The sequence below is a fragment of the Brevundimonas sp. C43 genome, assembly GCF_030732185.1.
GTDB classification, from domain to species: Bacteria; Pseudomonadota; Alphaproteobacteria; order Caulobacterales; family Caulobacteraceae; genus Brevundimonas; species Brevundimonas diminuta_C.
On sequence record NZ_CP132231.1, the window covers coordinates 2420556 to 2437484 of the forward strand.

Annotated in this window: 24 protein-coding genes; 11 read left to right on the forward strand and 13 right to left on the reverse strand. The window is 62.7% G+C overall.

All coding sequences use genetic code 11. The features are described 5' to 3' along the window. The first annotated feature begins 13 nt into the window (after window positions 1-13). From Q9R14_RS12240 to Q9R14_RS12250, 3 genes are all read left to right on the forward strand, one after another. Window positions 14-1192: a zinc-dependent alcohol dehydrogenase gene (locus tag Q9R14_RS12240; RefSeq protein WP_165118103.1), complete on the forward strand. Its 1179-nt coding sequence runs from the start codon at window positions 14-16 to the stop codon at window positions 1190-1192. A 156-nt stretch (window positions 1193-1348) separates the two neighbouring features. Further along, window positions 1349-1924: a recombinase family protein gene (locus Q9R14_RS12245; protein WP_306002571.1), complete on the forward strand. Its 576-nt coding sequence runs from the start codon at window positions 1349-1351 to the stop codon at window positions 1922-1924. Continuing rightward, the gene (locus tag Q9R14_RS12250) at window positions 1921-2331 is read left to right on the forward strand and encodes a DNA mismatch endonuclease Vsr (RefSeq protein ID WP_306002572.1); all 411 of its coding nucleotides are present in this window, start codon (window positions 1921-1923) and stop codon (window positions 2329-2331) included. The genes Q9R14_RS12245 and Q9R14_RS12250 overlap by 4 nt, the downstream gene beginning before the upstream one ends. Here Q9R14_RS12250 and Q9R14_RS12255 read toward each other — a convergent pair. The 5 genes from Q9R14_RS12255 to Q9R14_RS12275 all read right to left on the reverse strand — a co-directional run bounded on the left by Q9R14_RS12255 (window position 2328) and on the right by Q9R14_RS12275 (window position 6031). Next, window positions 2328-3185 carry a hypothetical protein gene (locus Q9R14_RS12255; RefSeq protein WP_306002573.1) on the reverse strand — a complete coding sequence of 286 codons (858 nt, stop codon included), beginning with the start codon at window positions 3183-3185 and terminating at the stop codon, window positions 2328-2330. The two genes, Q9R14_RS12250 and Q9R14_RS12255, sit on opposite strands and share 4 nt — an antisense overlap. Further along, window positions 3182-4330, reverse strand: coding sequence for a DNA (cytosine-5-)-methyltransferase (locus Q9R14_RS12260; RefSeq protein ID WP_306002574.1), 1149 nt, complete (start codon window positions 4328-4330; stop codon window positions 3182-3184). Before Q9R14_RS12260 ends, Q9R14_RS12255 begins: the two co-directional genes overlap by 4 nt. Beyond that, window positions 4323-4535 (reverse strand): hypothetical protein, encoded by a 213-nt coding sequence (locus tag Q9R14_RS12265; RefSeq protein WP_306002575.1) that lies wholly within the window; start codon window positions 4533-4535, stop codon window positions 4323-4325. The genes Q9R14_RS12260 and Q9R14_RS12265 overlap by 8 nt, the downstream gene beginning before the upstream one ends. Before the next feature lie 71 nt (window positions 4536-4606). Next, window positions 4607-5182, reverse strand: coding sequence for a GIY-YIG nuclease family protein (locus Q9R14_RS12270; RefSeq protein WP_306002576.1), 576 nt, complete (start codon window positions 5180-5182; stop codon window positions 4607-4609). 81 nt (window positions 5183-5263) lie between these two features. Continuing rightward, window positions 5264-6031: an IS6 family transposase gene (locus Q9R14_RS12275; RefSeq protein WP_066521070.1), complete on the reverse strand. Its 768-nt coding sequence runs from the start codon at window positions 6029-6031 to the stop codon at window positions 5264-5266. Between Q9R14_RS12275 and Q9R14_RS12280 the strand changes: the two genes are divergently transcribed. The 3 genes from Q9R14_RS12280 (at window position 6025) to Q9R14_RS12290 (ending at window position 8272) form a co-directional block, all read left to right on the forward strand. Continuing rightward, window positions 6025-6567: a recombinase family protein gene (locus tag Q9R14_RS12280; RefSeq protein ID WP_371929789.1), complete on the forward strand. Its 543-nt coding sequence runs from the start codon at window positions 6025-6027 to the stop codon at window positions 6565-6567. The genes Q9R14_RS12275 and Q9R14_RS12280 overlap by 7 nt on opposite strands. A 65-nt stretch (window positions 6568-6632) precedes the next feature. Continuing rightward, window positions 6633-7436: an aminoglycoside O-phosphotransferase APH(3'')-Ib gene (gene aph(3'')-Ib / locus Q9R14_RS12285; protein WP_001082319.1), complete on the forward strand. Its 804-nt coding sequence runs from the start codon at window positions 6633-6635 to the stop codon at window positions 7434-7436. Further along, entirely contained in the window at window positions 7436-8272 is an 837-nt protein-coding gene (locus Q9R14_RS12290) for an aminoglycoside O-phosphotransferase APH(6)-Id (protein ID WP_000480968.1), read from the forward strand. The genes aph(3'')-Ib and Q9R14_RS12290 overlap by 1 nt, the downstream gene beginning before the upstream one ends. A 41-nt stretch (window positions 8273-8313) precedes the next feature. On the opposite strand, the gene Q9R14_RS12295 is transcribed toward Q9R14_RS12290, so the two are convergent. The 4 genes from Q9R14_RS12295 to Q9R14_RS12310 are packed head-to-tail and all read right to left on the reverse strand — an operon-like array spanning window position 8314 to window position 10202. Beyond that, window positions 8314-9126, reverse strand: coding sequence for a cytochrome c (locus tag Q9R14_RS12295; RefSeq protein ID WP_306002577.1), 813 nt, complete (start codon window positions 9124-9126; stop codon window positions 8314-8316). 52 nt (window positions 9127-9178) lie between these two features. Continuing rightward, entirely contained in the window at window positions 9179-9463 is a 285-nt protein-coding gene (locus Q9R14_RS12300) for a hypothetical protein (protein ID WP_293827563.1), read from the reverse strand. Continuing rightward, on the reverse strand, window positions 9460-9852 hold the full coding sequence (locus tag Q9R14_RS12305) for a hypothetical protein (protein WP_293827561.1): 393 nt from the start codon (window positions 9850-9852) through the stop codon (window positions 9460-9462). Before Q9R14_RS12305 ends, Q9R14_RS12300 begins: the two co-directional genes overlap by 4 nt. Window positions 9853-9854: 2 nt before the next feature. Then, window positions 9855-10202 (reverse strand): hypothetical protein, encoded by a 348-nt coding sequence (locus Q9R14_RS12310; RefSeq protein WP_306002578.1) that lies wholly within the window; start codon window positions 10200-10202, stop codon window positions 9855-9857. 98 nt (window positions 10203-10300) lie between these two features. On the opposite strand from Q9R14_RS12310, the gene Q9R14_RS12315 reads away from it, so the two are divergent. Further along, window positions 10301-10744 (forward strand): helix-turn-helix domain-containing protein, encoded by a 444-nt coding sequence (locus Q9R14_RS12315; RefSeq protein ID WP_293827556.1) that lies wholly within the window; start codon window positions 10301-10303, stop codon window positions 10742-10744. Window positions 10745-10855: 111 nt separating this feature from the next. Here Q9R14_RS12315 and trbB read toward each other — a convergent pair whose 3' ends face one another. From trbB to Q9R14_RS12335, 4 genes are read right to left on the reverse strand one after another with little or no spacing between them, the layout of a single operon-like run. Continuing rightward, on the reverse strand, window positions 10856-11812 hold the full coding sequence (trbB, locus tag Q9R14_RS12320; protein WP_293827555.1) for a P-type conjugative transfer ATPase TrbB: 957 nt from the start codon (window positions 11810-11812) through the stop codon (window positions 10856-10858). Next, window positions 11812-12249, reverse strand: coding sequence for a hypothetical protein (locus Q9R14_RS12325; protein WP_112863216.1), 438 nt, complete (start codon window positions 12247-12249; stop codon window positions 11812-11814). The genes trbB and Q9R14_RS12325 overlap by 1 nt, the downstream gene beginning before the upstream one ends. Continuing rightward, complete coding sequence (locus Q9R14_RS12330; RefSeq protein WP_306002579.1) at window positions 12242-14137, reverse strand: type IV secretory system conjugative DNA transfer family protein; 1896 nt, start codon at window positions 14135-14137, stop codon at window positions 12242-12244. The genes Q9R14_RS12325 and Q9R14_RS12330 overlap by 8 nt, the downstream gene beginning before the upstream one ends. After that, on the reverse strand, window positions 14115-14756 hold the full coding sequence (locus Q9R14_RS12335; RefSeq protein ID WP_306002580.1) for a GntR family transcriptional regulator: 642 nt from the start codon (window positions 14754-14756) through the stop codon (window positions 14115-14117). Before Q9R14_RS12335 ends, Q9R14_RS12330 begins: the two co-directional genes overlap by 23 nt. A 211-nt stretch (window positions 14757-14967) precedes the next feature. Between Q9R14_RS12335 and Q9R14_RS12340 the strand changes: the two genes are divergently transcribed. The 4 genes from Q9R14_RS12340 to Q9R14_RS12355 all read left to right on the forward strand — a co-directional run bounded on the left by Q9R14_RS12340 (window position 14968) and on the right by Q9R14_RS12355 (window position 16929). Then, complete coding sequence (locus Q9R14_RS12340) at window positions 14968-15453, forward strand: helix-turn-helix transcriptional regulator (protein WP_293827546.1); 486 nt, start codon at window positions 14968-14970, stop codon at window positions 15451-15453. 95 nt (window positions 15454-15548) lie between these two features. After that, window positions 15549-15671: a hypothetical protein gene (locus tag Q9R14_RS12345; protein WP_258522575.1), complete on the forward strand. Its 123-nt coding sequence runs from the start codon at window positions 15549-15551 to the stop codon at window positions 15669-15671. Window positions 15672-16062: 391 nt separating this feature from the next. Further along, window positions 16063-16185: a hypothetical protein gene (locus tag Q9R14_RS12350; protein WP_258522574.1), complete on the forward strand. Its 123-nt coding sequence runs from the start codon at window positions 16063-16065 to the stop codon at window positions 16183-16185. Between the two features lie 48 nt (window positions 16186-16233). Beyond that, window positions 16234-16929, forward strand: a complete 696-nt coding sequence (locus Q9R14_RS12355; protein ID WP_293827541.1) for a lasso peptide biosynthesis B2 protein — start codon at window positions 16234-16236, stop codon at window positions 16927-16929.

Genomic DNA, 16929 nt, shown 5'->3' on the forward strand with positions numbered 1-16929 from the left:
TCGGAGAACAATAATGCGCGCACTATGTTGGCATGGAAAAGGTGACGTTCGGGTAGACACCGTTGCCGATCCCGAAATCAAGCATCCTCGGGATGCCATCATCAAGGTTACGGCCTGCGCGATATGCGGATCGGATCTCCACCTGCTCGATGGCTATCAGCCGACCATGGAGAGCGGAGACATTCTGGGCCATGAGAATATGGGCGAGGTCGTAGCGCTGGGCTCGGAGGTGACGAACCTCAAAATCGGCGACCGCGTGGTGGTGCCGTTCACGATCAGCTGCGGCGAGTGCTGGTTCTGCAAGAAGGGACTGTTTTCGGCCTGCTGCACGACCAACCCCAATGCCGAAATGGCGATCAAGGCGATGGGCCATTCGCCCGCCGGCCTGTTCGGCTTCAGCCACATGCTGGGCGGCTATTGCGGTGGCCAGGCCGAATATCTGCGCGTGCCGATGGCCGATTTCGGCCCGATCAAAGTGCCCGACAATGTCACCGATGAGCAGGCGCTGTTCCTCTCGGACATCTTCCCGACCGGTTACATGGCCGCCGAGAATGCCAATATCGAGGAAGGCGACACCGTCGCGATCTGGGGCTGCGGTCCGGTCGGCCAGTTCGCGATCCGCTCGGCGCTGATGCTCGGTGCCGGTCGCGTGATCGCGATCGACGAAGTGCCCGAACGCCTCGCCATGGCTGAAGCCGGCGGTGCCGAAACGATCAACTTCGCCGAAGTCGACAATGTCTATGACGAGTTGCAATTCCGCACCAAGGGCCGCGGGCCTGACAGCTGCATCGACGCGGTGGGCGCCGAAGCTGCCGGGCATGGCTCGGTCGATGCGGTTCTCGACAAGGCCAAGGCCACGGTCGGCCTTGCCACCGACCGCATCCATGTGCTGCGAGAAGCGATCATGAGCTGCCGGATGGGCGGCACCGTTTCGATCCCCGGCGTCTATGTCGGGATGGGCGACAAGGTCCCGCTCGGCGCGATGATGAACAAGGGGCTGACGATCAAAACTGGCCAGACCCACGTCCAAGCCTACACCGCGCCGCTGATGGCACGCATTGAAGCTGGCGAAATTGACCCCAGCTTTGTAATTACTCACCCGGCCAGTCTCGAGGACGCTCCCGAGATGTACAAAAAGTTTCGGGATAAGGAAGACGGCGTCATCAAGGTGGTGATGCGCCCGCACGGTTGAAATGACTTAGAGCCCGCGTACCGTCAAGCGGTGCGCGGGCTTCCTTATGAGCCGTGGTTTTGGCGAGTGTCATAACCGGACGGTTGTGACACCACCACCCTGACCTAGCGTTTCCAAGGGTTTGCAGGTGTCAAAACCCCATGCCAGAATAGTGGCATGGAAATCGGCTATGCCCGCGTGTCCCGAGGCGACTCCCAGGACATTGACCCGCAGCTTCGCGCACTCCGCGATGCCGGGTGCGATCCCATCTACCAAGAGGAAGCATCGGGCGGCCGAGCCGATCGCCCCGAGCTGGCGCGCGCGATCGGCGCGTTGAAGCCCGGGGACGTATTTGTGGTGTGGAAGCTCGACCGGCTATCGCGCTCGCTTCGCGACCTCCTGTTCACTCTTGAGGCGATCACCGCCGCCGGCGCGGGGTTCCGATCGGTGACGGAGGCGATCGACACCACCACCGCTCCCGGCCGGTTGATGACGCAGATGCTAGGCGCGTTCGCCGAGTTTGAGCGCGCCATGATCCGCGAGCGGACCATGAACGGACTGGCCCATGCGCGTAAGGCGGGGCGGCATCTTGGACGACGGCCGAGTCTCAACGGGCAACAGCGCGCCGAGATCATCGCCAAGGCCGAATCCGGGCAAGGCTCCCCTGCCCAGCTCGCCAGCCTGTTCCGCGTGTCGCGATCGACCGTGCAGCGCGTGTTGCGCGATCATCGCGCGCAGCAGGCAACAGGTTGACCGACATTCTGGCGCCAGCGGCGCGATCGGAACGCATGCGGAGCGTGCGTGGAAAGAACACGCGGCCGGAGATGGTGGTGCGCCGGTTGGCGCATCGGCTTGGCTACCGATTCCGGCTTCACCGGCGCGATTTGCCCGGCAGTCCCGATCTTGTGTTTCCCGCGCGTCGAGCGGTCATCTTCGTGCACGGATGCTTCTGGCACCAACACGACTGCCCGCGTGGGGCGCGGCGCCCCTCAAGCAATGCAAGCTATTGGCACCCGAAGCTGGCCCGGAACGTCGAGCGAGACGGGGAAGTCCGGCAGCGCCTTGAGGACGAAGGTTGGCGTGTCCTGGCGATATGGGAATGCGAAATGCGCGACAGTGAGCAGCTATCCCGCCGGTTGACCGGCTTCCTCGATCCTTAAACTCGCCGGATCGGCGCCATGTCCGACACCTTCTGGATAACACCGGCGCGGCGGATCGTGGTGCGCCGCATGAGGTCAGAGCCGCTTTGCAACAGCTCGAAATCCACCTGGTTCAATTCTGTATCGCGGCCCTTGAAGCAGCGGTGGAAGGCTGACAGCAGCTCGACGGCTTCGATCGGTTGCGCCGGCGCGGCGGGGGTGGCGCTGGACGGCACGGCGTCGGGAAAGAGGTAGATGCAGGCGGGCGGAACGCGGAACGGTCCAATGTCGGTAAGCCGCGATCCGTCATCATCGGCGACCTTGGGGCACGGCCGCCCGATCGTGCCGCACACCATGTCCCACACGATCAGGCCATCGACGCGCTGGTTGCGGGAGATCATCTCAGCGCTCAGCCGCGTATGAATCCCCGACCAGGCGTTGCGGCGGGGATCGGCGCCGAGATTAGTGCAGATGCTCCAGATCACGAACTCGTCTGCATTGGCCGGCCGCTCGAAAATATTGGTGTTGTTGCCGTCCAGGCAACCTTTCAGGTCGATGACGGCCGTGCGGCCGGAGGGAAGGCGCACCAGATAGTCGTTGCGACTGGCATCCCCGGTGAGATCCCATCCGGCGATGAAGCCTTCGTCCTCCATATGGTTGAGGACATGTTGGACGAACTCGCGCTTGGCACGCATCGTGGCGGAGAATTGTCCTCTCACCCGCTCGACGGCGCCGCGAAACAAGCCGGAATTATAGAAGTCGCGCTCGTCCAGGCCATGATCGCCGAGCCGGTGCGCCTCGGTTTTCAGGACTTCGGCGAACCGCTCGATTTGCGCGCGCAGATCGCTGTTCTGCTCGCACGGTATGACGCTCATGCAGCAGCCCGTTCGGCAGCCTCCGCCATGCCCAGCAAAGGCTCCAGAATATGATGCGCCAGATGCCGGACGACCGGCACGGCAACGCCATCGCCGGTGAGGTGGTAAGCCTCATTGTAGTTGCGGGGCAGCTTGTAATCGTCGCCCAGGCCCATCAGGCGCGCCGTCTCGCGCGCGGAAATCAGTCGCGACCGCACCTTCGCGCCATCAATGACAACGATCACCTGACGGCTCGACCCGCCGGCCGGCGTCCGCAGGCAGCCGGACATATCATCGAACCGGATTTCGGCGCGCTGCACCTTTACGCCCTTCTCGTTGAGGCGGGTGCGCTTGTAGACACCGCCGACCATGCGGTGCCCTGCCCGCTTGGCCGCGTTCACCTTGGCGAGGTTGATCGGCGACATCATGCCGAGGAGCTGCTGGGTTTCCGCCGGCGTATGCCAGGACACGCTCGTCGGGTTTTCCTCGATCATGCTCGCGAATGTTGAGTTGCGCCGGTTGGGCGTCGGCATGTTCCACCACAGCATGGTTTCTCGCAGCGCAGCGGGCAGCCGCTCGATCGCGCTTTGCAGACCGCGCGTGTGGAAGGGTTCGATTGGACCCGGCGCAAGCAGCGCCGGGTCCACGTTCACATCGGCATGAACCCCGACCACGAACAGCCGTGGCCGGGATTGCGGGAGGAACAGGGCGGCGTTGATGACGAGGGCACCGCAGCGATAGCCCGCATCAGCGAAGGTCTGGCAGATCGCCTCGAAATCCTTGCCGCCGTGCGAAGTCAGCGTGCCGCACACGTTCTCGAGCGCGATCAGTCGGGGCGCTCGATCGTCCGCGATGAGGCCGCGAATCACGTCCCAGAACGGATAGAAGGTGCCGGATCGCTCGCCGCGCAGGCCCGCTCCGCCCCCCGCCAGCGACAGGTCCTGGCACGGGAATGAACCCCATACGAGATCAGCAACGCCGGGCAGGTTGGCGGCGGTGACTTGCTTCACGTCGCCGACCGTCAGCTCGCCGCCGGTGCCCCAGTTGGCTTGGTAGGTAAGCCCCTTCTTATGATCGAAGTCGTTGGCGAACAGGCATGTCCAGCCTGCGCCCAGGCCGGCGCGCGCCATGCCTCCGCCGGCGAAGAACTCGTAGAACTCAGCCATTGGCGACCCGCCCTTCCTCGCGACGATCGTTGGCGCTCGTCTCGCGCGCCAGCTTCTCTGCGATGGCTTCAGTGATCCAGGTATTGCGCGAGACGTTGCCGAGGCGATCGGCGCGCGCAGCGTCGATTAGGGCGAACGTCTCGGCCGAAAGGCGAAGATTGATGCGATCCAGGTCGCGCACCGTAAGCTTAGGGAGCGTAGTCATGGCGCCATTGTGGCGCCACATTTACCCTTTGTCTAGTATGTTCTGTCTATGTTCTCAAAATAGGCAAGCCCCTACTCGTCCCCCGGGTCGGATTCGCCCGTGAGGCCAAGAAGCTCGGCGTGGTAGCTCGCCAACCGCTTGAAATGAGCATCCATAGCGCGGGCCACTTGTGGGGAGTTTTTGACCGCCAGGAAGTGGCCAACGATGTTGGTGTAATGGCCTGCCTGTCGAGGGAGGCGCTGAACCGGATCGATCTTATCGGCAATTTCCTCGTCCGACATAACCTGCACCACCTGCGCCGGGTCCGGAACCGCGGTTCCTGCCGGAGGCGCCGCAGGGATCGACCCGTTCATCAATTGAGACTTCGGATTGAAGTGGTGGAAGAGCAAAGATTCGAGGGGTGTTATCTCTTCTTTTGTCTCCACCGGATATGCGAGAACCCAGGCGATTTCCCAAACGTCGATTTGCCTGTTGGCGATAATGTCCGAGCGCGCGGACGTGAGATGGCGTGCAACGCGACTGCGGATGCCATCCTTAGACTGGCCGACATAGATCGGAACTTTGTCTAGATCGCAAAGAACATAGACGCCGATCTGGTTGGTGAGGGTTCGAACCGCCTTTTTTCTGAAACCAAAGTCGATCGCCACAGCTCGCCCCACTAAATACGGCTCTGTTGCAAACTGTGATGACGGGCGCAGTTCGTCTCATGGCTGTTCGAGCGGTGCCCATTAGGCTGCTTCAAGTTCCATCCGTTTGCCGATGAGTTGAATGGCTTCGGTGAGGGCGCAAGCGCCGAGGCCGAAGGCACGCTCGACCAGCCGCGCCTCGCCGCAAATGTCGCGGGTGAGATTGAAGGCAGCTGCCTGTCCCTTGCGCAGGGCCCGCATCACCTCGAAGCCTTTGATCGTCGCATACGCCGTCTTCAGTGTCTTGAAACCCCGCACCGGCCGGATCAGCTGCTTCAGCTTGCCATGGTCAGCCTCAACGACGTTGTTCAGATACTTCACCTGGCGATGCTGGGTATCCTTGGGACATTTGCCTTCCGCTTTCAGTTCAGCAATGGCGGCGGTGTAGGTCGGCGCCTTATCGGTATTGATGATCTCGGGTTTCTCCCAGTCCTTCAACCCGCCCAGCGCCTTGCCCAGGAAACGCTTCGCAGCCTTCGTATTCCGCGTTGGCGAGAGATAAAAATCGATCGTGTTCCCGTCCTTGTCGACCGCGCGATACAGATACGTCCAGGCACCACGAACCTTGATATAGGTCTCATCGACCCGCCAACTCGTCGAGGCAGGGCGGCGCCATTGCCAGCGCAGCCGCTTCTCGATCTCCGGGGCGTATCTCTGAACCCAGCGGTAGATCGTGGAATGGTCAACATTCACGCCACGTTCGCCCATCATCTGCTCAAGATCCCGGTAGCTGATGCCATACCGGCAGTACCATCGCACCGCCCAAAGCACGATCTCACCCTCAAAATGCCGCCCTTTGAACCCTGACATCGCGCCACCCTCACTCTCGGCAAGACAGATCACCGAAAATCGGATCAGTTTGCAACAGAGCCGGCTTGACTGCCTGCCTCAAGTCATTGCGTGACGGCGATGTGCTGGTGGTCTGGAAGCTCGATCGCCTCGGACGATCGCTTGCCCATCTGGTCAACACGGTGAAGGAGCTGTCAGACCGCAAGATCGGCCTGCGGGTTCTGACTGGAAAGGGCGCTCAGATCGACACCACGACTGCGTCCGGTCGCATGGTGTTCGGAATCTTCGCCACCTTGGCCGAGTTCGAGCGGGATCTGATCCGAGAGCGCACCATGGCGGGTCTCGCCTCCGCGAGAGCGCGCGGTCGCAAGGGCGGACGAAAATTCGCGCTCACCAAAGCTCAGGTGCGTCTCGCGCAAGCCGCCATGGCCCAGCGCGATACTTCAGTTTCCGATCTCTGCAAGGAACTCGGCATCGAGCGCGTCACTCTCTACCGATATGTCGGTCCCAAAGGCGAGCTCAGAGACCATGGAAAGCATGTTCTCGGACTTACGTAGCAACTCGTTTCTTTTCGCAGGTTGATCCACCTCCGCGCTTCATCAGAAAACTGAAGGAACCTCCATTGAATCGAACTAATATTTTTTTTGGTGAATCGCATTCTGACTGGTTGCCTGTCAGAGGCGGAGAATCTGGTGATTTTGTTTTTCGACGTGGTGACGGGCATGCCTTCGCGAAAATCGCACCTGCTTCCCGCCGCGGTGAGCTCGCTGGAGAGCGTGACCGCCTCATTTGGCTCAAAGGTCGAGGTGTGGCTTGCCCCGAGGTGATCAACTGGCAGGAGGAACAGGAGGGTGCATGCTTGGTGATAACGGCAATTCCGGGAGTACCGGCGGCTGATCTGTCTGGAGCGGATTTGCTCAAAGCGTGGCCGTCAATGGGGCAGCAACTTGGCGCTGTTCACAGCCTATCGGTTGATCAATGTCCGTTTGAGCGCAGGCTGTCGCGAATGTTCGGACGCGCCGTTGATGTGGTGTCCCGCAATGCCGTCAATCCCGACTTCTTACCGGACGAGGACAAGAGTACGCCGCAGCTCGATCTTTTGGCTCGTGTCGAACGAGAGCTACCGGTGCGGCTCGACCAAGAGCGCACCGATATGGTTGTTTGCCATGGTGATCCCTGCATGCCGAACTTCATGGTGGACCCTAAAACTCTTCAATGCACGGGTCTGATCGACCTTGGGCGGCTCGGAACAGCAGATCGCTATGCCGATTTGGCACTCATGATTGCTAACGCCGAAGAGAACTGGGCAGCGCCAGATGAAGCAGAGCGCGCCTTCGCTGTCCTATTCAATGTATTGGGGATCGAAGCCCCCGACCGCGAACGCCTTGCCTTCTATCTGCGATTGGACCCTCTGACTTGGGGTTGATGTTCATGCCGCCTGTTTTTCCTGCTCATTGGCACGTTTCGCAACCTGTTCTCATTGCGGACACCTTTTCCAGCCTCGTTTGGAAAGTTTCATTGCCAGACGGGACTCCTGCAATCGTCAAGGGATTGAAACCTATAGAAGACATTGCTGATGAACTGCGCGGGGCCGACTATCTGGTATGGCGCAATGGGAGGGGAGCAGTCCGGTTGCTCGGTCGTGAGAACAATCTGATGTTGCTCGAATATGCCGGGGAGCGAATGCTCTCTCACATCGTTGCCGAGCACGGCGACTACCAGGCGACCGAAATTGCAGCGGAACTAATGGCGAAGCTGTATGCCGCATCTGAGGAACCCCTGCCTTCTGCCCTTCTCCCGATCCGGGATCGCTTTGCAGCTTTGTTTCAGCGGGCGCGCGATGATCAAAACGCAGGTTGTCAAACTGACTACGTCCACGCGGCGATTATAGCCGATCAAATGATGAGCAATGCCTCGGAACTGCGTGGGCTACATGGCGATCTGCATCATGAAAACATCATGTTCTCCAGTCGCGGCTGGCTGGTGATAGATCCCGTCGGTCTGGTCGGTGAAGTGGGCTTTGGCGCCGCCAATATGTTCTACGATCCGGCTGACAGAGACGACCTTTGTCTCGATCCTAGACGCATTGCACAGATGGCGGACGCATTCTCTCGTGCGCTGGACGTCGATCCGCGTCGCCTGCTCGACCAGGCGTACGCTTATGGGTGCCTTTCCGCAGCTTGGAACGCGGATGGAGAAGAGGAGCAACGCGATCTAGCTATCGCGGCCGCGATCAAGCAGGTGCGACAGACGTCATACTAGATATCAAGCGACTTCTCCTATCCCCTGGGAACACATCAATCTTACCGGAGAATATCGTTGGCCAAAGCCTTAGCGTAGGATTTCGCCCTCTCCCGCAAACGACCCCGGTCAGGGAAGCGGGCGCGGACCGCCGCATCCTCGTTCCAGAGCTTTTCGCCGGCCGCGGCCTGTTCCTCAGTAAAAGCGAAGCGCCCGACGTAGAAGGCCAGATCCCATTGCTCGTCGGTCGACAGGTGGGCGAAGCTCGCCATCGCCGTGCCGTCCAGACCCTGATTGATAACCTGATACAGGCCGAACGCACTGCGCTGACGCGCCCGATCGACGTCTGCAAAGGCGATGGCCGGCGGGTCGAGATCGGCCGCCAAAGGCCCGTCGCCGCCGCCCGTCGCGCCGTGACAGGCGGCGCAGTTTTGCGCGTAGAGCGCCGCCCCACGGGGAAGATCCGGCGTCCGGATGGGCGCCAGGGGCGTGGGATAGGCGACAAGCAGCTCGGCTGCCAGGGCATGCGCCTGACCGGCCACGACAGTGGGATCTTGCTTGGCGGTGATCGCCGCTTCAAGCGCCCGGGCCTTGCTGACCAGCCCCGGCTGAGCCGCATGGACCGGGAGGGCTGTGATCCGTTCGCGCACCTGAGCCGCGAACTCGTTCATCTCCGCGTATTCGGGCGGGCTTATGACCTGGCCGTTCTGGACCGCTCCGCTGTAGTCCACCGCGAGATAGTCGAGAAGACGCCATGCCGTCTGTGAAGACGCCGCTTCTTGGGCGGACGCGGTCGTCGGAGCCGCTCCAACCAGGCCGAGAGCGAGTAACCCCAAAGCCAAGGCGCGGAGACGGTTCTTAAGAGCGGTTATCATTCGCAAATGTTTAGGCGTTGGCGCATTCACAGCCAAGTCACTCCCGCGATGCTCAGGTCTTTTCTGTGCAACCGCAGGACCCGTCCACGCTGCAGGATGCCGCCGGGCTTTTCCGCCGCATCAATACAAGGGCGGCACCCAGAACGATCAGCATCAGCGCCCCGCAGGCGACAGCGTCCCAGCTCTGGCTCAAGGCGACGCCCGTGGCGGCCAGGGTCGCGCCGCCCATGAGCAGCATCACGATCGGCACGGCGCAGCAGGCCGCGCAGGCGCCCGCCATGCCGAGGACGATCCACAAGGGCCTGATCTTCTTCTTCGGCGTCGCTTCGAGGGTCATCGCACCATCGCCATCAGCGCGGACTCGATCCGGGGCCAAACGAGGGCCAAGGCGAGCATGAGGGTCGAAAGCGTCATCATGATCGCGGTCGAGCGCGCCAGCGGATGACCGCGGCGGAACGTCCGCCACGCCAGCCAGCCCCAGGCGGCCAGGACGATCATGAAGGCAACGCCGGTGATCCACATATGAGCGCCCGCGAACCAGGCGAGGATCGCGCCGGAGGCGCCCAGGGCCAGCACCGGGAAGGCCAGCGGCACGACGCAGCAGGCGGCGCAGCCGAGAACGGCGCCCGTGGTCGCGACGATGGAGCCGACCCCGACCACCTTCTGGTTCGTGTCGCCCTTGGCGGGCTCGGCGGATAACGGCGCGCCTGTATTGAGAGACGTCATGATCAGCAGCATCCACAGGTTTGGGCCCGGGTCGACGAACCCGAGGCGATAAAGTCTTCGAATAGGGAGTCGGCGGCGAGGCGGGCCTCTTCCGGCGCCGTGACGGTGAGATGGACGTAGTCTCGGTGTCGTTCGACCTGGAAGGTCAGGAAGGCGCAGCAGGCGGCTTCCTGACGAACGTGTTCCTCGACATCGGCAAGCGCGCCGGCCTCATAGTCGATGCGCAGCGTCAGGTCGTCCCGGTGATGATCCCGAAGGCTGCGCTGGTTGAGATCGGCGATCCACCGAACTCTCTCTTGATAGTCGCCGGCGCCCAGAGCGCAGGCGATCGGAACGTCCTTGGCTGCCATGTCTCACGGTCCTGAACGGGTCCGATGCACCGTTCCATTGGACGCCTTGTAGGACTTCAAGTAACTTTAGCTTCAAGCCCTATTTTCCGGATGACGACATGGACCGTGCTCTCTCTATCGGAGCTCTCGCCAAGCGCAGCGGGACCAACCCGCCGACGATCCGCTATTACGAAGAGATCGGCTTGGTGCGCCGCGCCGATCGTCGCGACGGCGGCCACCGCACCTATGGCGATACGGACCTTAAACGACTGACCTTCATCCGTCGCTGCCGCGAGCTGGGCTTTCCCATCGATCAGGTTCGCAGCCTGGTCGATCTGCTTGAGAACGGCGACCGCTCCTGCCTCGACGCCCGCGATCTGGCGCAACGGAATCTGGAGGTCGTCCAGACTAAGCTCTCGGAGCTCAAAGCGCTGGAAGCCGATCTCGCCAAGCTCGTGACCGACTGCGACGCGGCCTGTGTCGGCGGCCCCGGACCTGATTGCGTAATTTTGGAAGATTTGAGCTACGTGCGGTCATCTTCTTGCTGCGGGACAAGGTCGTAGCACGACCTAGTTGGAGCCGCGCGAGTGCCGTTTTCAGACGTGACTTCCCGAAAGCCGACCTTCCCAGTGCGCAACAAAATTCAGACTTTGTAGTTTCGAGCTCGACTAAAATCAGGCCAGGACACTGATCGCGTAGCCGTCGTCGCCCAAAGGCTCGACACCGAGTACGGCCTGGACCTGCCGTCCGGAGGCGGTACGACGGATGTGGACAATCCGATCGACGGCCTGAGCGATCGCTCGACGGCGCGTGCGCGAGGAAACCTCAGCGATCAGGTCCTCGACACGACGCAAGACATCGTCGGCCGAATTGGCGTGGAGGGTCGAAAGTCCTCCGGGATGGCCCGTGTTCCAGCTCTTGAGCGTCTCCAGGGCAGCCGCCCCGTCCCGCATTTCGCCGACGACGATCCGATCGGGTCGCATCCGGAGCGCATCCCTGACCAGATCGACCACGCCGATCGGGATTGGCTGACGGCGGGTCAGCACCGACACGGTGTCCCAGGCCGAACACTGAAGCTCTGGCGTATCCTCGACGAGGAAGACCCGATCCTGGGCGAAGGCCGGCTCAGCGAGCACGGCGTTGGCGAGCGTGGTCTTACCAGATCCGGTGCCTCCCGAGATGAGGATGTTGAGTCGCTGCTCAGCAGCGCCACGCAATACGGCTGCCTGTTGGTGGGTCATGGCTCCGTCGCGGACATAGTCTTCCAGACTCCAGATCACCGAGGACCGTTTGCGGATGGAGAATGCAGGTGCGCTCGTGACTGGCGGCAGCATCCCCTGAAACCGTTCCCCCGTCCCGGGCAGGACTCCAGCGAGTCGGGGATCGTCGCGCGTAACGGTCTCGCCGACATAGTCCGCGATCAGACGAATGACCCGCTCCCGCGACTCGGCCGACAGGGTCGCGCCTGTATCCCGACGCCCTTCGCCGCTGCGGTCGAGGATCAGACGGCCATCGGGATTAACGAGGATCTCGACGACCGCCGGCTCGACCAGGGCCGCCAGAATGGTGTCGCCCAATGCATGGCGCAGCGCCTCGAGCTTGCGTTCAGCGATGATGGGATGGGCGACCATCAGTTGGTCTGGCCGAACGAACGGTCTTCGTCAGGAAGAGGGCGCTCGGTCCGGCCGGCCACGATGCGCGCCGCCGTGGCGTCCAGAAGGCGTTCGATCCGCCGATCGACGGCTGCCTGAACCGTGGGGTCCTCGTCGACGATCGCGTCGGGGAGCCGGACAAAGAAGGCTCTGGCCACCTCGATCAATAGCTCCTGAACGATCTGCATGTCGCGGGCCGTGGATCGCATATGGTCGCGAAGGGACCGTTCGAGCTGCAGCAGGCGATCCTCGGGATCGGCCTGGGGGCTCTTCTGCAGACCGCGGGCGATGGCCCGACCCGCCGCCTGACTGAGCGGCATCTTGCCGCTACGGGCCTCCCGGTTGAGACCAGACACGACCTTGGGATCGGTCAGATAAACCTGCACACGGGCGCTCGCCGCTTCTTTCCTAGCCATCGCCTAGACCTCGCAAATGATCGAGCGCCGCATCCTGCGCGGCCATCTCCTGCGCCACCCGCCCGTAGATATCGGCCACCCGCGCTGCGACCTTCTTGTCGTCCATCGCTGCGGCCACTTCCTTAAACAGCGGCAGCGACGCCTCTGCGTCCTCGCCCAGACTGCTGCGACCGGCCCACGGGTGCGGAGTTCCGGGCGGCGCATCCAGCCGCGCGGCCTGATCGGGCGCGACGTCGTGCGCCCGCGTCCTAAACGGTTCGCGGACGTCATAGAGGAGCTTGGTCGTCCGCAGCGGTCTAGTGCCGGCGGCGAACACCAACTGGATGTCGTCCGGAAGGGCGCGGATCTCGCCCGGCTCCAGCAGCGGCCGCTCGATCTGCGACCGAGACATCGAGCTGCGGCCAGCCGCCAGCCCTGCCGGCGAACTGCGGCTTGTCCGGGTCTCCAGCACGGACCCCGTCAGCTTCGATACCTTGTCCTGGGTCAGAGGATCGAGCGCGCTGAAGGCCGTGTAGATATGGAGGTTGTCGAGAATGGTGTTGTTGGCGCCGTAGGTCTCGACGATGTCGTTAAGAGACTGGGCGACGAACATCACCTTGACCCCGTAGCCGCTGAGCAGGCGGAGGGACTTCTCGAAAAAACTAACTCGGCCGAGCAACGGGAACTCATCCATCAGCATGAGAAGGTTATGGCGCTTGGGCCGCCCATCGGCGGCTTCGGTCTCCCGAACCGTCAGGGACTGGGCTGCGGCGTAGAAGAATAGACGCACCAAGGGCCTCAGCGCTGCGCTGTCAGCCGGCGCGACCTGAACGTAGAGAGACAGGGGCGCTTCGGCGCACATCAGATCCCCCATGGAAAAATCCGATCGGGACAGCGAACGCTCGATGTCCTCGCCTGCGAGCCATTTGAGGTAGGACCGGGCCGTCCCCTGGACCGAAGTCCGGAAGCGGTCGTGCATCGCCGCATAGCCCTTGACCGCCGTGGCGATGAACGGATGGGTCTCCGGTTCGCCGCTTGGACCCGGACGGTGCAAAGTCTTGGTCATGACGTCGGCGGCGCTGTCGAGGTCGGCGAGCATTTCGCGGACCTTGAGCAGGGTCTTTTCGGCGTCGTCGGCGGTGTAGAGGACATGCAGGATCACGGCCTCGAGGATTTCCGACGCCGCCTTGTCCCAGATCGCCTCGTCGTCACGGGCGCCGCCGGGATCGGACAGGATCGAGACCAGGCGTTGAACGTGGGCGAGCTCTCCAGGTCCTGGCAGGATTTCAGCAAGAGGGTTCCAGCACGCCGAGGCCAGGTCGTGCGGATCGAAATACAGGGCATGACTGAACCGGGCCCGCCAGCCACTGCTCAATCGCCAGAGCTCGCGCTTGGGATCATGCACGAGGACGCTGGCGTTCCATGACAGCAGCGTCGGCATGACGTGGCCGCGCCCCTTGCCCGACCGGGTGCCGCCGGTCACGAGACTGGGACGGAGGTCGGTGGTTGCGAGAACACGTCGTCCGAGAACGCCGATGATGCATCCGCCGATGGCCGTAAGCCCGGCACCTTTGGCGTCTTTGAGCTCTCCCCAGCCCCGGATCCGTCGATGGGGCCTGTCGCCCGCAAGCGTCCCCAACCCCAGCCCTCCAACGCCGCAGACCAGGATCAACGGTGCGCACCGCGACACGACGGCCTGCGCCTCGGCGCCGAAGGCAGACCGCCATTGCAAGATGGCCCAGGGCGGATAGAGGGCAAGGTCGGGGGCGATGCGCCATGCCGGTCCCAGAGCGTCGGCCCACTGGTACGTCCAGGCGAACATCTCCGTCGCGGCCTGGGCGCCCACGGCGAGGCCGAGCCCCAATCCTGTCAGCTTGGCCCACACCTCAGGAGTCCGGAGGCCGGACATCCCGGCCAGCCTCAGCTTCGAGGATCAGCGAAGGAGCGGCGTCCATTCGACGGTGGTGATAGGCGGTCAAGGCGTCGACCAAATCTGTTCCCGACGACCGTTTGAACAGACCCACCAGCGCGGCCGCCTCATGGTCGAAATCCTCGAACAGCCGACGTTCCGCCTCGGCCAGTTGCAACAGCGTGCTATTCATCCGTTCATAAGCGTCCACCAAGGCCGCATTGCCTGTGGTTCTAACCGCCCTGAGCATGTGATCGGAAAGGCTGCGGCATGTCCTCTGTCCACCGCCGCGCACGACCGACCGCGACGCCGGATCACCGCCTCTCAGGCTGGTCGTGAGGCAGAGAAGGCGGAAAGCGAACCTGTCGCGGACAAGAGCAGCGTCAAGTCGGGGAGCCAGAAATCCTCCCAAAGGCGCGCGTTCGATGAGGCCGAACCCGCAGAGCCAGCCGAGGGCCTCACGAACCGGCGTCGCGGACAGTTTCAGACGGCGCGCCTCCTCGATGATCACCACCGGAGCGCCCGGGGTAAAGGAGCCCTGTTCGGCCCGGGCGCGCAGGCTCTCCAGAGCTAGGGTGAATGGATCATGCTTGCGCATTAAGGCGGCCTCCGAGGGCAAACGCCTACTATGGCGCCTGCCAACGCCTCGCCAATGAGTTGCAGCCCCAACCGATCCGGCTCGGTCGCAAATCGTCCGACCCTCGGTCAGAACCCGCCGCAAAACATGCCGCTTTGTGGCCGATTGTCCTGTTTTCTTTCCCAGCCACACACGTGATCGTTGATCAGAAGCCGGACTGATTCTACTTCGGAAAACGGAAGGGTATGCGCGGATGAGTCGAGACGACCCGGAACTTCCAGACGATGGCGCGCTGCTTTCGGCGACTCTCAAATCCTTGCGCCGCTACCGCAAGATGACCAAAGCCGAGACGGCTGCGGCCATGCGGATCGCCATCCGGACCTATGCCCGCTTTGAGGCCGGAGAAACCCGTCTCAACCTCGACTACATCCACCGCTTCGCCGCCGCGACGCAAAGCGACGCCCAAGCGATCCTGATGGCGGTGGCGATTGGATCGCCTGAGCACGCCAGACGGTGCGCAGAGAACCAGATGGGCTCCATCTACACCATCGGGCTCGAACAGTTCGACCACCTTCTTGGCGATGACATCCGCAACCTCGACAGCCGGACCATCATCGCCGCCATCGTGCGAATGTTCGAGGAGCTCGCCAAGGCGCTGCGCGAAGGAGATCCGGCCCGGGATTGGATCGAGAAAGGCTCGGCCAATCTGCGCGCCAAGCGACCCAAACCAGGGCGTTGAGCTCAAATATACTCCAGATATAGCTTTGCCGCTGACCGATCCTAGCGCTCCTTTGGCGAGCCACATCCGTGGCGATCAACCAAGGAGAGACTGGAATGAAGACGACCAAACTGCGCATCGTTCGCTTCGGCAGCGCCAAGGCCCTGACCCGCGACGGCATGGGCAATATCTTCGAGGAAGCCGGCGTCAAGAACGGTCAATATCCGACCGAGGGCTGAGCGAAGGGCGGACGACGGCTACAACAGGCGGTCGTCCGCTTGTCTCCATCGGATTGCTCGAAGCCCACGCCTCGTCACCACAAACGAGGCCGGCGCGACGTGGGCGCATCGGAAACGATCCCGCCAAGCAGGGCTCCAAAACCAAAATAGCGGGGTCTCCAGCATCGGGCCGAAGCCGCCGGTCTGCGTCTGACGTCAAATGTGGCCTTCAGCAGTCGGACCTCCGCGACGATCGTGCGGAACGCGTCGGGCCGCCGGCAAAGAGGACCGAAACAGCGAACCCGCCAACCCGAACCCTTTCAAATATACTCCAGATATAGCTTTGCAGCCGGCTGATCTGCGCGCTCACTGGTTGCGCCACATCCGTGGCGATCAACCAAAGGAGACTGAGATGAAGACGACCAAACTGCGCCTCGTCCGCTTCGGCAGCGCCAAGGCCCTCACCCGTGACGGGCTGGGCACCGTGTTCGAGGAGGCCGGCATCAAGAACGGCCTTCGCCCGACCGAGGGCTGAGCGTACGGCGGACGACCGCATACACGCGGTCGTCCGCTAGCCGCCGCCTTGACGGTCACCGCCCCGCTTGAACAACCAAGAAGCCCTGTTGCAAACGCCATGACAGCTGACCTCTGGTGTCATCCCAACATCTATTTGACCGTGGTGGACGAAGATGTGGTCGTCCTCGATGTGGCGGGCGATCGCTACGAGTGCCTGCTGGGCGCTGCACCACTCCTCCAGCCAGAAGCAGACGGACGGATCGGGCTTGCGGACGTCTCGATCATGGACGAGTTGCGCACCGCCGGGCTGGCCGGCGACCTTGCCCCAAACCCGGTACGCAGGCCCATTGTCCCTCCGACCCGTGAAATCACGCCAGCGTCGCGCCCGCCTCGCTCCGAGATGGTTCGCGCCGCCTTCGCCTGGATCGTCGCGACCCTCATCTTCCGGGGCAAGCCGATATCCGTCCTTGTGGACTACCATAAGGCGCTGCGCGGTCGGGCGGAGGAACAGGACGAAGCGTGGCTCGCGGATTTGGCGGGAGCCGCCCGGCGAGTGCGGCCCTGGATACCGTTCGAGGGCGAATGTCTGCAGCGTTCATTTCAGCTCCGGTGCTACCTCGCATCAAGAGGCGTGGCAGCAGACTGGATTTTCGGCGTCCGGACCTGGCCCTTCAGCGCTCATTGCTGGCTGCAGATCGGCGACCTTGTTGTCGGCGATCGTCTTGAACGCGTGCGACGGTACGCACCGATCCTGCGGGCCTGA

Coding starts and splice junctions, on each gene's coding strand:
- Q9R14_RS12305 (WP_293827561.1), bottom strand. CDS start 9,852: ATGACGTCTCTCAATACAGGCGCGCCGTTATCCGCCGAGCCCGCCAAG.
- Q9R14_RS12295 (WP_306002577.1), bottom strand. CDS start 9,126: ATGATAACCGCTCTTAAGAACCGTCTCCGCGCCTTGGCTTTGGGGTTA.
- Q9R14_RS12345 (WP_258522575.1), top strand. CDS start 15,549: ATGAAGACGACCAAACTGCGCATCGTTCGCTTCGGCAGCGCCAAGGCC.
- Q9R14_RS12260 (WP_306002574.1), bottom strand. CDS start 4,330: ATGGCTGAGTTCTACGAGTTCTTCGCCGGCGGAGGCATGGCGCGCGCC.
- Q9R14_RS12310 (WP_306002578.1), bottom strand. CDS start 10,202: ATGGCAGCCAAGGACGTTCCGATCGCCTGCGCTCTGGGCGCCGGCGAC.
- Q9R14_RS12330 (WP_306002579.1), bottom strand. CDS start 14,137: ATGTCCGGCCTCCGGACTCCTGAGGTGTGGGCCAAGCTGACAGGATTG.
- Q9R14_RS12255 (WP_306002573.1), bottom strand. CDS start 3,185: ATGAGCGTCATACCGTGCGAGCAGAACAGCGATCTGCGCGCGCAAATC.
- Q9R14_RS12350 (WP_258522574.1), top strand. CDS start 16,063: ATGAAGACGACCAAACTGCGCCTCGTCCGCTTCGGCAGCGCCAAGGCC.
- Q9R14_RS12240 (WP_165118103.1), top strand. CDS start 14: ATGCGCGCACTATGTTGGCATGGAAAAGGTGACGTTCGGGTAGACACC.
- Q9R14_RS12265 (WP_306002575.1), bottom strand. CDS start 4,535: ATGACTACGCTCCCTAAGCTTACGGTGCGCGACCTGGATCGCATCAAT.
- Q9R14_RS12245 (WP_306002571.1), top strand. CDS start 1,349: ATGGAAATCGGCTATGCCCGCGTGTCCCGAGGCGACTCCCAGGACATT.
- trbB (WP_293827555.1), bottom strand. CDS start 11,812: ATGGTCGCCCATCCCATCATCGCTGAACGCAAGCTCGAGGCGCTGCGC.
- Q9R14_RS12275 (WP_066521070.1), bottom strand. CDS start 6,031: ATGTCAGGGTTCAAAGGGCGGCATTTTGAGGGTGAGATCGTGCTTTGG.
- Q9R14_RS12325 (WP_112863216.1), bottom strand. CDS start 12,249: ATGGCTAGGAAAGAAGCGGCGAGCGCCCGTGTGCAGGTTTATCTGACC.
- Q9R14_RS12315 (WP_293827556.1), top strand. CDS start 10,301: ATGGACCGTGCTCTCTCTATCGGAGCTCTCGCCAAGCGCAGCGGGACC.
- Q9R14_RS12300 (WP_293827563.1), bottom strand. CDS start 9,463: ATGACCCTCGAAGCGACGCCGAAGAAGAAGATCAGGCCCTTGTGGATC.
- Q9R14_RS12340 (WP_293827546.1), top strand. CDS start 14,968: ATGAGTCGAGACGACCCGGAACTTCCAGACGATGGCGCGCTGCTTTCG.
- Q9R14_RS12290 (WP_000480968.1), top strand. CDS start 7,436: ATGTTCATGCCGCCTGTTTTTCCTGCTCATTGGCACGTTTCGCAACCT.